The sequence below is a fragment of the Chitinophaga flava genome, from assembly GCF_003308995.1.
GTDB classification, from domain to species: Bacteria; Bacteroidota; Bacteroidia; order Chitinophagales; family Chitinophagaceae; genus Chitinophaga; species Chitinophaga flava.
On sequence record NZ_QFFJ01000001.1, the window covers coordinates 1,321,841 to 1,335,938 of the forward strand.

Consider the following 14,098-nt stretch of genomic DNA (forward strand, 5'->3'; position numbering starts at 1 on the left):
CCTTTTTTAGGCTTTACTGATTATTTTAGTCGTACAATACTGTTAATAAATGTCCAAAATCAGACGACTTCTTTAGTATCAATACTATTTGGTTCGATAATCTTCCACTAAGGGATACGTAATAGGGTTGTAGATATAATCTACAACCCTATTTTATTTTCTGTGAGTGTCAAAAATGGCATTTCTTCTGATACTCAAAAAAGACGCTCACATTCATTCATACTAAAGCACTATAAATACCTTGCCTTCTTTGAAAGTTGTAAACGACTTAATTTCCTTCCCTTCAATAAGAAAATACCTGACATAGCCCTTTTTCTTGTCAATTGCAATGTAGGTTTGCAAGGCCTCATCCGGTGGTATTATCATTCTCTTCAATGACGGATCGGCATCATTATATCTTTCAATTACTAAATCATTTACATTAATTTCTTTATTTTTCAACTCGGCACTTACATACTCCAATGCATCCTTTAAGATTCTCTTTCTTTCGTCTGTTGAAATATTCTTATTATTTACAGGTTTAAAAATGACATATTTTGCAATGATAGTATCAACTGTCCAATTATTGGACTGAAGATTTGCAAGAAAGCCTTTTATGACTTCAGATGGTGGAAGAGATTGACTATTGGCCGACGTAAGTGTAGGCACTATACCCAAAATCATGAGAGCCCTGAGAATAATTTTCATAGATGAAAGTTTTTCAATTATATGATTTTATAAGTATCTAATTGCATGATCCCGTATTAAGCGGGGCGTTAGCACTTATTCCTGATGCTCCCGGTAATTTTCTTATGTCTTCACCAAAATCCCCGGGATTACAGCCACCACCATTAGGCCATGATCCTTTTGTGGAAGGTACATTCAGCCCAATAGCATTCGCAATGTCGATACCAAAATTTGTACAATTATAAGTATTGAGATTATACACCGCTCTGAAATTACTGATGATAGACAATACATTTTGTAATTGTGTCGGAGTTGCATTTACACTAATATTCACATTGTATTCATGTGTTGAATTATCCACTAAAGCGCTTGCCGTAGATGGATTGGCAAATGGATCTACAGACTGTCCGGGATAAAATCCCAGGCTGCGCCTGATGACTTGTCCATTTACAGTTTGTTCTATAGAGACAAATGTATGCCCGGGATTCATCCAATTATGGGTTGCTCTCGTACCTGGCTTAGGTTGTTCCACATATATGGTGACTTTAGCGCCACTGCTTGAATTAAAGCATTTGATATAGTCTTTAATATTTACAATTTTATCACCAGGAGGAGCATCTACGACGGGCGCTATATTGGAATCATCAGGAGAGCTTCCTCCTCCATAATCAGGATCACCACCACCAACGGGGCCACCTCCACCAGGAGCACCACCACCATCATCAATGCACATTGTTTTGGTGTATAAATAGGTAGTGCCCTGATATACCCCACCGATATAGACATCCTGATAGTAATCTGTAACAGTACATGTAACTGTTTCATTTATAACAGACCTGTCAGACTTAGAAACCTGTGTTCTGCTGACTTTACCGTTATTATAGAGAAAGCTTCGTTTAATATTGCCTTCCCAGTCCGTGACAACAATATTTCCGTCAAATACCTCTTTAGGGTTGTTATCAGACAGAATTTCGTAGACAACTTCAGCTGTCATTTTACCCGATTTATTCCTGAAGATTGACAAAAAGGGATAAGATCTGAAAATGCGCTTAGTTTGTCCACCATTACTTGAGGTTGAAATCCTGGAAGTATAAACCAGTGGAACTATTACTGTTTCATAGGATTGAATCTTTTTTACTTTTGCTCGTTCCCAGATTGGGTTTACATCAAAGCCAAATTTATTGCTTTGGTTGAGCTGATCTCTTTTTAGGTTTACTACATTACTTTCAAAATAGCTTTTAGCGACCTCTATTGGGTTTTCAGGCTCTGATGGTACTTGAGCTCCTTTCTGGCATGAGAAGAACGTAATAATAATTACGACAACCAGCGGCCAGGCCGACAATTTACGAGACATAGTTTTGCTTTTGGGTGAGGAATAGAAATAAATAGTTCGTAAGCTGCTAAATAAAATACAGAGTTAATTGTATTGAAATTGTATTAAGTGGTGGGAAGATGAAGATATAAAGAAACAATCAATGGACAATGATCTGAAAGTTATATTTTCACGCTGTCGCGTATAATACCCAACAATCGATCATATTCCCGATTCCTGAAAACACACAGCATGTCCGAATATTTTATATGGAAATCATGACTTTGGTCGACAATCTTTATCTTGTCAGTCAGCATATTTGAATCTTTGGATGTTTGATAACAAAGACCTTGTTTTTTTTAAAAACAAGGTGCCTTGAAAAGAATTAAATTGTCCTGTTAATAAAGAGAGTAGAAAAAGGGAGATGAATAGCCTATAACTTAATTTCCTTCATGCAGACAGCCGCTATACTTTTGAGCATCACTAGTTGCCATGAAAGTAAAAATCGGCAGTGTACGATAACCGTTGCAGGTATACCAGTTAAATAGGGTACCCATTCTGTTAGCAGATCTCTCATGAATAGTTGCATAAATACCACCAATACCAACAACAGCGAAAAGCGCCGCAAAAACGATTTTAATCTTTTTCAAAGATTTGGTTTTAAAAGGCTATTGAAAAAACGTTTCCCATACTTTTGAGAGCAGGCACCCCAAACTATATGATGCCAGGCAAGAAGGTTCTGTTTTCCATCATTGTTTATATTTCTAAATTGTCGTTCCTCCTGAGTCGGAGGTTTGATGCTGTGTAAATATCAATAAAAATTGGTTCGACACCCTTCCACCAGGGGCACTTCACTGGCCAATCGGTTTAAACACTGTTTGGCCAGTTTTGTTTTGGGGATGACTCAAAAACTGTATAAATAAAAATAGAGGTTTTATGGCTCCAATTTTTTAATTTTAGGTATACACTGTACTATAAACGCAGTGGATTTTTTAGCAGCTGATGTTGGGTATTTTAATTTAGTCTCTAATTTTATAACGATGACAATTAAACAACTCCAGTTCTTCACAAAGGGAATACTTGCTTTATCACTCACACTTTCAGCAAGCAATGGGCTTGCACAGCAAACCACAACGACAGCTAATGAGCATACAATCGCAATAGGAACCTCAAAAACATGGGGAACGGTTGACGGCGTAAAATTCACCGGTTTGGTATATGGGCCATCTTCCGCCGTTGCTGATTTGCAGGTCGCCTGTGTGTTTGAATATACAGAAGATGATATTTTTAAATCTCCTCCGGCGTTACCCGCTGCATCGAACGGGTTAGTACATTTAGATGAAGCTTTGAAGGGGCGGTTAACCGAACTCAGAAAGAACCGGGAGTTTGACGGACATTTTCTGGAAACTTTTTACCTGGACCTTCCGAAAGGGACAATTCCTGGAAAAAAATTACTATTGATTGGTTTAGGAAACAGAGATAATTTTAATGAAGACATTATGACGGCTGTTGGCAGGATTGCCACCCGCGAAGCATTGAAATTGGGCGTGGGAAACTTCGCCTTTGCCAGCGACCTGAAAGATGCAGGGATAGCCTCCGGAACAGCATTGGTTGCAGGAAATGTTGTGAAAGGAATTGTGAACGAATACAAGCTGCAAAACCTTTTAAAATCACGCGGTCTTACAAAATTCAAGCCTTTAAAAGAAGTTTATCTGCTGGCAGGCCCGGCATTTTTTGAAGTTGCCGGCGAAGGGATAAAGGAAGCAATAGCCTCTTTTAGTCATTGATTACGATAAAAAGCATCATGTAATTAATTTATTAAAATTAATCAAAAATGAGCAGCATCACCCCCATTAGAGATCCTAAAACAGACCATCTGATTTCCCCGGAGAATTCAGCGCTTATCCTTATTGACTATCAGCCATTACAGGTAAATTCCATAAAATCTATGGATCATGAGGAACTGGTCAGGAATATTGTAACTGTTGTTAAAGTCGCCAAAGGATTCAATGTTCCCACCATTCTTTCCACTGTTAATGTAGAAAGTGGAATCAATAAACCCACTATCAAGCATATTAAAACGGTTTTACCGGATGTACAAGAAATCGATAGAACGACTATAAACTCATGGGAAGACAAAGATTTTCAGGATGCTGTAAAAGCGCTTGGAAAAAAGAAGCTTGTCATTTGCGCGTTGTGGACGGAAGTTTGTTTAAGTTTCCCTTCACTGGATCTTCTAAAGGAGGGATACGAGGTATATACAATTGTAGATGCGGTTGGCGGTACCTCGAAGATCGCACATGAAACAGCACTGAGAAGAATGGAACAAGCCGGTGTACAGTTATCTTCCGTTACACAGTATATATGCGAACTGCAAAGAGATTGGAACAGACTGAATACCAAACCCGTATTCTTTGAGGCGCTAATGGAAAACGGATCGTTTTTTGTAGAGACGCTGCGGTGGTAGCTCGATACTGGAATTTCATAAATTGCAGGTCGATAAAGGGGAAACGGATGTATCATATTCACCTGGAGGCAGTGACGGCTCATTTCTTTTTTTGAGAGCCGGGGCCGAAAAATAACCGATTGTCTAAATTATTGTCCCTTTTATTTTTATATAAACCCCTTTTTTAGGTATAATTTTGCGGACGTTTATACCCATCGCTGTAATGCTGCTGGCCTTACCAGAACAAGATATTATAGTGACAGGAAAAATGGCAACTGCCGGTTTGATTCTCCTGCAGGAAAAAGCCTCTGGTATTTTATGTCTTGAAGGCTTATAAGAAAGAGGCAGATTTAAAAGAAAAGAAGATGAAAGTCATTGGTATATTAATAGGTGTCGTATTTTTTCTTTCAATAGGCTGCCGGCGTCCGGAGGTAAGGCTCCCAATACTTGGTGAACCGGTTATTACACAGCGATTGTTTAACGGAAAGATAGTTTATGATTCTGCCTTCCCAACCATTCCGCATTTTTCTTTTTTAGATCAGGATAGTACAGAGGTGAACAACCAATCATTTTCAGGTAAAATCTATGTAGCAGACTTCATTTTTCTGTCCTGCCCCAGTATTTGCCCTAAAATGACGGCAGAAATGAAGAGAACGCATGATTTCTTTCTCAGGAATGACCGCATATGCTTTATCTCGCATACTGTTGATCCGGAACGCGATTCTATTCCAAGGCTGAAAGCATTTGCCAGCAGCCTGCATATTGACGACAGAAAGTGGAAGTTTGTAACCGGAAACCAGGATAGCATTTTACAGCTGGCAGAGAAGGGATACTTTTCAAATGCCTACAAAGACAGTACTGCGCCTGGCGGTTATGTTCACAGTGGCGGATTACTTCTAATTGATAAGAACAGACATATCAGGGGTGTATATGATGGTACCAATCCAAAAGAGACGTATAGATTGATTAACGATATCAATATTTTATTGAAAGAACCTTCCTGAGCAGATTGAAGCGATTAATATCCATATTGCTTTTATGTATAATGCTTGTACAAGGTACAGGTAATTGCTGGATTGTTGCCGCATTTTATCTAAACAGAGATCGTATTGCTGCGACTGTCTGCATAAATAGATTTGACCTGATCCCCGTTTGTCGGGGCGCTTGTTTTCTGGAACGCAGGTTAAATGAGAATGAAAACAGGCAGGAAAAATCACCTGATATTAAATATAAGGAGATCACATTATTCTGTGTGCGTAATACAAGCATGACAGAACAACCCCTTTCCATTGAAAACCCATTTTCCTTTTGCGACTATAGATCGCCTCACTTCCCACATTTACATCTCTCGCAGGTATTCAAACCTCCGGTCCGAATGATATAGCCAATCATTTATTGTAATTCACATTATTAAGCTACTACATGAGTATGAAATTCAGCGAAATAGCTGTTTTGTCACCGAACATGTTGGGGGCAGGCAATGACGTTTTCTGGATTGGCAGTCTTGAAGGTATACTTGAAAAGTACCCGCTGCTGGAACGGCCCCACAGGCAATCGTTCTTTATTTTACTGTGCATTGAAAATGCACAGGGCAACGCGGTAATTGATGGTGTTACAATCCGGATGGACCGACCCAAAATCATTTTTGTCAAACCTGGCAGTGTATTCAGTATAGACGTCAACAGAACGGCCAGCGGTACAGTTATTTTTTTTACAGAAGACTTTTTTTCATTAAGGTATAACAACAATGCACTTTTCCAATTTTCCTTCATGAATGAAGGGAATAGTAATTATGTACGCCTCGGAGAAAGCAGGGCTTCTGAGTGGAAACTACTTTGCGGACATATACTTGAGGAGTTTAATCGCCGGCAAAAAAATACAGACAGCGTACTGCGATCGTTTTTAAACATTCTTCTCTGTAAACTGGACAGACAATTCAATCCGGTTGTGACAAATGAAAAACGGAATAACAAAGAAGAAAAAATCAGGCAGTTCCAATTACTGTTGGATGCTCATTTTATAGCGCATAAAATGCCTTCATTCTATGCGGAGCAGTTAAATATCACGACGAACTACCTTAACAAAATATGTAAGAAATATAAGGGCCTATCCGGCGGAGAATTAATCCGGAGAAGGATAACTATCGAGGCTCAACGTTTATTGCACTATTCCACTCGTTCAGTCGCAGAAATAGCCAAAGAGATGGAGTTTGAAAGCGTTTCTTATTTCATTACTTTTTTCAAAAAGAATACAGGCATGACGCCTGAGAACTTCAGGAAAAACCATCCGTAATTACACATATGAACAGTCATTCAACAAACGAAAAAATAAGCATCCGGGTACAGGTAAGATCAGGCAGCAGCATTAGTGTTGTAAAGAAACCCGCTATTGTTAAACTCAATCTCAATTAATTTTTATTTAAAAAATGGTATATGGAAACCAATGAAGTCATAAAAAGAAATGAAAAAAAATTTCGCCGCAGCAGAATTCTTGTAAAGGTAATATTACTGATACTGTTTTTCTTAATAGTCATACTGCAATATGACCATATCATCAATATACTAAAGAGCTTTATAGGCGCTAATTAGAAAGCCTCATTCATTTTAAAAATGACCAGCAATGAAACTTTTGAATATATTTTCCAGATTTGAAAACTTGACGAAATCAGGTATAATTGAGATAATCGTTGTAGTTAACAGGATAGCCTTCGGAATCTTGTTGTTCTGCTTACTACTTGTGCTGTCCAAGCTATTGTAACCGGTATTGTTTTTCTAAATTAAAGAATGGAATAGTTACATCAACAAAATTGTTTTTCAAAAAAAACTTTATGTATATCAGAAGAAGCCGGCTTGTTTAGCTAAATAACCGGCTTCTTCATTTCTTTTTGGTGGGATATGTCTGCATTAGCTTTGCAGAAAGTAAAATACTACCAAATGGATTTCCCAATGTTTCATCTTGACTGGTTAAATGACCGGTTCCTTATTGCTATGATTGCCATCATACATGTTTTTATTAATCATGGTTTGGCAGTTGGATTCATACCTTATATTACCTGGTTGGAACAACGGGGAGTGAGAATGTCTGGCACTTCACAAATCACCAATCCTGTATGGGATGATATGGTATATAGGAAAATGAAGGTAGCCTTTATTATCACCACTACCCTGGGTGCCATGACAGGCGTTGGCATCTGGTTTTCTGCAGCGTTAATTAGTCCGTCTTCAATTGGAAGCCTCATCCGCGTATTTTATTTTGCATGGTTTGTGGAGTGGCTGACGTTTGTAACAGAAGTAGTGTTAATAATGATCTACTTTCTCACCTGGAAGAATGCAAATACGACACTTAAATCCAAACTACGCCACATAAGGTTTGGATGGTTCCTTTCCATATTTTCCTGGATAACCATGGCTATCATTGTCTCTATCTTAGGTTTCATGATGGACCCCGGTAACTGGAACAAGCATCATAGTCTGCTGAATGGATTTACCAATCCTATTTATTTGCCTCAGTTGTTTTTCCGAACTCCGGCCGCGATGGTCTTGGGTGGCATTTTCGGTATGTTGTTAACGACCATCTTCGCAAAGAAGCATACTGCTGAAAGAAGTATCGCATTAAAAAGTGCATCAAAATGGATATTGTTGTGGGCTCCTGTAGCATTGGTGGCGGCCTATATATACTATCATGCCATGCCCGAGGCGATGCGCTTTAATATGAGTACCGCAGTGGGCACTATCGAATTCTCTCAGTACTATAAATTACTTAGTTACATCATTCCCGGCACTGTTTCATTGGTGGTGATTGTCAGCATATGGGCATTACTGCGGCCAAGGTCAATCCGCTTCGTCATTGTGCTGGTACCATGCCTGGCTGCATTTGGGTTCCTTGGCATTTTCGAGCGCGTGAGAGAGTTTATCAGAAAACCATATGTGATCGGAGGATATATGTATTCGAATCTGCTACGGGAAGAAGACTATCCACTTTACAAAAGGGATGGTATTTTAAAATATGCTACCTATGCTAATACAGCGGAGATAACAGCAGAAAATAAGCTTGCGGCCGGCCGCGATGTATTTATGCTGTCATGCAGCCGCTGTCATACTACAAATGGTATCAACTCCATTGTAGAAGTATTTGAGCGAATATACGGAGCTGGGAAACCGCTGGATGAAAACTCAATGGAAGCCTATATCCCCAATATGCATAACGGAAGAACATATATGCCACCATTTCCCGGAAATAAAAAAGAGTTAAAAGCATTGGCTACATATATAAGACACCTTCAGCTAAGCGGAGAAGCGCTGGGTGGCGCTCAAACAGAAGGAGTAACCGTTAATCCGCAAAATAATATCCAGGCTGCCGAAGAGCTGATGAAAACGAATGAGAAGACGATGGCAGATAATGAATTGAATAAATAACAGTAGCTGAAAATTAATATTAAATCCAACATGATCACTTTACTACAGGCCAACACACCCGTCCCCAGAGACATTCCACTTGAGCTTCCTTTACCGGAATGGATATTGATAGCACTTTTGATATTATCTTTTCTGGCACATATCGTATTTGTAAACCTGATGTTAGGTGGTTCTATACTAACACTATGGGCACAGATCAAAGGTCTGAAAAACAAAGAATATGACACGCTGGCACATGAAATTGCGAAGACGATAACAGTTAACAAAAGTCTTGCAGTGGTATTGGGAGTAGCACCATTACTCAGCATCAATACCCTTTACACAGTATACTTTTACTCTGCCAATGCATTGACAGGGCTCATGTGGATTTCAATTATTCCACTCGTCACGATTGCTTTTCTCTTAACTTATCTGCATAAATACACCTGGCATAAGCTCGATAATAATAAACCACTGCATATCTCAATTATTGCGGCAGCTGTATTGGTTTTTCTGTTCATCCCCTTGATTTTTTTAACCAATATCAATCTGATGTTATTCCCTGAAAAATGGGGTACCATTAAAGGATTTGTGAGTGCGTTAACACTACCAAATGTATTTCCACGTTATCTCCACTTTATCTGTGCATCCATGGCAGTTACAGGTTTGTTCCTGTTTTGGTATGTCGGCAGGAAAAAATATGCTTTTGAAAGTTATTTCCATACACTTACCCGCTATGATATCAAGAAAAAGGCATACTCCCTGACATTCGCGATGTCATTGTTTCAATTTATGATTGGCCCCATTGTACTATTAACGTTACCATCAAAGGGAGTTAAATGGAATCTTATCCTGGTAATATTTTCCGGTGCGGTCATTGCGTTGCCGGCAATGTACCAGATGTGGAAAGCTATTACCGGGCCGCCTGAGAATATTGACAGACATTATGGAAAAGTGATTATTGCAATGACAATAACGGTGCTGTTTATGGGAAGTGGCAGGCATATTTACCGGGCGAATGCATTGGCTCCCCATAAAAAGCTGATGGCTGCCAAAACAGCTGAATTCGAAAAGATATCCGCTGAAGCCAGGCTGCATCCACCCGTGGAAGATGAAAATCCGGTTGAAATTGATTCCTCCCTTGGCGGGGCGGCAAAAGGAGCTGCCATATTCCAGTCAAACTGCAGCGCGTGTCACAAACCACATGAAAAGCTGGTAGGCCCCCCAATGACCGAAATGGCTAACATATATCATGATAACGAAATGGGATTAAAAAGCTGGATTAAGGCACCAGGGAAAAAACGTGCCGGATATCCTCAGATGCCGGGCTTCCCACAACTGTCAGAAGCCGATCTCAATGAATTGACTAAATACATTCTCTCAATCAAATAAACTTATAATGTGGACGACTATTTTTATCATTGCTATTGTACTGCTCATTTTGGGAATTCTCAGACAGCTGATCATCCTCAGCACTACCATTCAGTTTTTATCAAAAGACCCTTCCTTATTACAGCACAAAGCAAAAGAAGAGGATGAGTATTTGTTTATAAAGGGATTATATTAAATGCTGACATGGTAAACTTTTTAAAGCAGCGATTATTTAGTTTTCCATATTTTTAGATCTGCCTTCTTAAATTTGAAGATTGAAAAAAGGTTGCGAGTGATACTCGCAACCTTTTTTTCAATCTTCAAACCCAACCGCCAGTTCATATCCGTCAAGGTCTGATGCCCCCGTTTAGTGCCACCTCTTCCCCATTAATTTTTCCAAGTCTCTTTAAAACCACAAACGATTTCTTCTAATAACATTCTAATAAATTTCTGTCCTAATCCTAATAGCCCTTTCAAACGAAGCGCTCTACTTTTGCAGCGCATTAACAAGACCAATGCAATAAACAGTATAATGGATACAGAACCTCCAAGTTGGTACCGCTATTATTAACCTTCCCATTGTAGAGATGACTTTCGTTGTCTTCCCAATGTGGAAAAAACGAAGTCATGTTCAAGTTCAAATCTTTATTTAAGAAAACGCGGCATGAGAACAATGTCTATCCTTTAGACATTGTTGCTGCACCTTGCCTTCCGCAGCGGTATCGACCACCATCGTGACTATTGCGGGAAAAAATTATTTTCTCCCACATTTTTTTTCCGCAATTCCGACAAATCCAAAATTAACAGCACTGATGCTGCATGGCAATGCCATGCCTGAAGAAAACCATCACAAATTCAGAAATTATGCAGATCAAAACTACAATCAACAGTTTAGGAATCATCTGGCTGCTGCTTATCACTCCGCTTGCTGGTCTTTTTGCGCAGGGTATCCTTTCGGGGAAGGTGACCTCTGACAAAGGCGAGGCACTACCCGGTGTAAGTATTATGGTAAAAGGTAGCGGCCGGGGAACGACCACAGATTCAGCAGGTGTTTACAGGATCAATTTACCTACGGGTGCGTGTGAATTATCTTTCAGCCTGATGGGATATAAGACCAAACAAACTACCGGGCATGTGCCATCTACACTCAATGTTGTATTAGAGCTGGCATCTCAGGACTTGACAGAGATCATCATTACCACAGGGCTAGCCACCGGAATTAAGAAGAGCAATGCTGCCAATTCAATAGTATCCTTATCCGCAAACCGCCTGACGGGTACGGTGGTTCCTTCCACACTGGATGGCGCATTCAGCGGAAAAATCGTGGGTGCTACGATTACACAAATGAGCGGCGCACCGGGTGGTGGCATATCGATGCAACTAAGAGGGATATCCTCTATTACCGGCAGTTCACAGCCGTTGTTTATCCTGGATGGCGTCATTATCAATGATGCCAGTTTCGATGCCGGCAGGGGCACCAATGCATTTAATGGGTCTAACAGCATTTCCAAGGGACAGGACAACCTGGCCAATCGGCTGGCCGACCTGAACGCCGCGGATATAGCATCCGTAGAGATATTAAAAGGTTCCAGCGCAGCAGCCATCTATGGCACCCTCGCCAATGCCGGAGTGGTGATCATCACAACCAAAAAAGGTAGCATAGGTCCTACCAAAGTTAGCCTTACACAGGATGTAGCTGCCATCTCTGCTACGAAATTTTTACCCTACGGAAGTTGGGATGCCACCAAGATCAGGGCTTTCTATAGTGATACCGCCCAACAGAATACAGAGATTGCCGCCTATGATGCTGCCAAAGCTGCAGGGCATATCTATAATTACCCAAAAGAAATTTATGGCCGTACAGCCATTGGCACCTATAGTCAGCTCGGCATATCCGGCGGATCGGAAAAAACCAGGTTTTATATATCCGGTGGCTACAACCATGAGGATGGACTCACCAAAAACACCGGTTTCCAACGCGCTACGCTCCGTGCTAATATCAATCATACAATCAATGACAGATGGGATTTCCAACTCAATTCCAACTTTATCAATAATGTTACAAACCGGGGCTGGGAAAACAATGATAACAATGGCGTCAATATCGGCACCAATCTGACTTCACTGCCCGCTTATGCACAGATCCATCGCTTGCCCGATGGGACATATCCTGTTAATCCATATTATGCAGAAAACCCCTTTCATGTTATCGATGCATTCATCAACCAGGAAACAACCAACCGGCTGATCGAATCTTTCTCTACCAATTATATGCTGATCAAAAATGAGCGCGATCAGTTAAAAGCCAGCTTCCAGGGTGGGTTTGATTATTTGCTGACGGAAGCTAAGCTCTATGCTCCGGCAGATGCGCAGTCCCAGATCAATGCCATCAGCGGTTATCCCGGTGCATCCAGGTTTACCAATAACAGGAATATGAATACCAATTTCCAGTTGGCACTGGTCAATACAGTATTTGGTGATCGATTTACGAATAAAACCTCTGCCGGATTGGTGCGCTTCAATCAAAACCTGTCTGTCAATGCAGTTCAGGGAGAAGGGTTGGTAACCGGTCAGGAGAATCCGAATAACGCTGTAGTACGTTCAACTTACAGTTACAATCAACAAATTATCAACGCCGGCGCTTTTCTGCAACATGAAATCAACTGGCAGGACCGGCTCATTGCCACTGCCGCCATCCGGGTGGATAAAAACACGACAAATGCTTCTTACAATACCTTCTACCCCTTCCCCAAGGCTTCATTAGCTGCCAACCTTACAAAATTCGATTGGTGGAATATCAGTGAGATCAACCATTTCAAACTGCGGTTTGCATATGGGGAAACGGGTGGCCCTGCAGCTTTTGGCAGCAATTACAGCCAGCTGAATCCAACCGTATACCAGAATACCCTGGGTGTTACCGCACCCGTCACTATCGGAAACAACAAGATCAGGTATGAGATCGCCAGTGAGATGGAATATGGTGCAGACCTGGGCTTCTTCGACAACCGGATCACTCTGGAACTGACGTATTATGACAAGAAGGTCAGGAATCTGCTGCAACCTTTTATACTGGCGCCCTCTGTAGGCTATGAAAGCATTACCGGTTATCCGATCGGCGATCTACAGAATAGAGGACTGGAAGTATCGCTCGGTTTTACTCCGCTGAATAAGCCCAATGTGAAGTGGAACTCTACGCTCAACTATTGGTATAACAGGAGCAAGATGACGAGACTCATCATTCCACCTGCCGCTGCAGGACCCAATCTGGGAGCTTTATACGGATTCAATGAACTCCGGGTAGGCCAGTCGCCGACTGCTTTTGTTGGAACGCCGGTTCAACCAGATGGCTCTTTGACCCTTTATGGAGATGCGCAGCCCAAATTTCAGTTGAGCAGCTTTAACCAGATAGACTTTTTAAAACACTTTCAACTTTCTTTTTTACTCCACTGGAATTACGGCAGTTATGTCAGCAATTTCACCCGGTTCCAGTTAGACCAGGGTGGACAAAGCCCCGACTGGATGGTACCGACCCATCTCGATGCTTCCGGCAATAAGATACCCGGGGCCTCTATTCCGACAGGCCTTGCCAGACAAAAGGGTTTAACCGCAGCCTATTTTATCGAAGATGCCAGCTATATCAAGCTTCGCGAAGTTGCGCTGAATTATGTAATAGATCAGCACAAACTTCAAAAATATTTAGGCAGCCGTATTCACGGAATCAAAGTGGGGGTATCCGCGCAAAACCTGCTAACCATCACCAAGTACACTGGTTTTGATCCCGAGGTCTCTGCTTTCGGCCAGACTTCAGTAGGCAGCAACTACGATATCGTGAGTGCGCCTTATACCAAGCGGATATTGTTCCATCTGGGTGTCGATTTCTAATTTAAAATAGGCTGAATATTTAATCCG

The 14,098-nt window shown here is 41.0% G+C and carries 11 protein-coding genes; 8 read left to right on the plus strand and 3 right to left on the minus strand.

Features of this window, described 5'->3' with window-relative positions; all coding sequences use genetic code 11:
- Positions 1-222: 222 nt before the first annotated feature.
- From DF182_RS05160 to DF182_RS05170, 3 genes are all read right to left on the minus strand, one after another.
- Positions 223-687 (minus strand): hypothetical protein, encoded by a 465-nt coding sequence (locus tag DF182_RS05160; protein WP_113614595.1) that lies wholly within the window; start codon positions 685-687, stop codon positions 223-225.
- A gap of 37 nt (positions 688-724) precedes the next feature.
- Complete coding sequence (locus DF182_RS05165; protein WP_113614596.1) at positions 725-2,020, minus strand: hypothetical protein; 1,296 nt, start codon at positions 2,018-2,020, stop codon at positions 725-727.
- A gap of 398 nt (positions 2,021-2,418) precedes the next feature.
- Positions 2,419-2,628 (minus strand): hypothetical protein, encoded by a 210-nt coding sequence (locus DF182_RS05170; protein ID WP_113614597.1) that lies wholly within the window; start codon positions 2,626-2,628, stop codon positions 2,419-2,421.
- Between the two features lie 390 nt (positions 2,629-3,018).
- Here DF182_RS05170 and DF182_RS05175 point away from each other — a divergent pair, with 390 nt between their 5' ends.
- From DF182_RS05175 to DF182_RS05205, 8 genes are all read left to right on the plus strand, one after another.
- The gene (locus DF182_RS05175) at positions 3,019-3,765 is read left to right on the plus strand and encodes a M17 family peptidase N-terminal domain-containing protein (protein WP_113616779.1); all 747 of its coding nucleotides are present in this window, start codon (positions 3,019-3,021) and stop codon (positions 3,763-3,765) included.
- Positions 3,766-3,812: 47 nt separating this feature from the next.
- Positions 3,813-4,445: a hydrolase gene (locus tag DF182_RS05180; RefSeq protein WP_113614598.1), complete on the plus strand. Its 633-nt coding sequence runs from the start codon at positions 3,813-3,815 to the stop codon at positions 4,443-4,445.
- Positions 4,446-4,789: 344 nt separating this feature from the next.
- Positions 4,790-5,428 carry an SCO family protein gene (locus tag DF182_RS05185; protein WP_113616780.1) on the plus strand — a complete coding sequence of 213 codons (639 nt, stop codon included), beginning with the start codon at positions 4,790-4,792 and terminating at the stop codon, positions 5,426-5,428.
- 418 nt (positions 5,429-5,846) lie between these two features.
- Complete coding sequence (locus DF182_RS05190; protein WP_113614599.1) at positions 5,847-6,716, plus strand: AraC family transcriptional regulator; 870 nt, start codon at positions 5,847-5,849, stop codon at positions 6,714-6,716.
- A 731-nt stretch (positions 6,717-7,447) separates the two neighbouring features.
- Positions 7,448-8,839 (plus strand): c-type cytochrome, encoded by a 1,392-nt coding sequence (locus DF182_RS05195; RefSeq protein WP_245957377.1) that lies wholly within the window; start codon positions 7,448-7,450, stop codon positions 8,837-8,839.
- Between the two features lie 276 nt (positions 8,840-9,115).
- Entirely contained in the window at positions 9,116-10,210 is a 1,095-nt protein-coding gene (locus tag DF182_RS05200) for a c-type cytochrome (protein WP_245957378.1), read from the plus strand.
- A 7-nt stretch (positions 10,211-10,217) separates the two neighbouring features.
- Positions 10,218-10,385 carry a hypothetical protein gene (locus DF182_RS32270; protein WP_153259994.1) on the plus strand — a complete coding sequence of 56 codons (168 nt, stop codon included), beginning with the start codon at positions 10,218-10,220 and terminating at the stop codon, positions 10,383-10,385.
- A 668-nt stretch (positions 10,386-11,053) separates the two neighbouring features.
- A complete protein-coding gene (locus tag DF182_RS05205) occupies positions 11,054-14,071 on the plus strand; it encodes a SusC/RagA family TonB-linked outer membrane protein (RefSeq protein ID WP_161964064.1) in 3,018 nt (1,005 codons plus the stop codon).
- Positions 14,072-14,098: the final 27 nt, after the last annotated feature.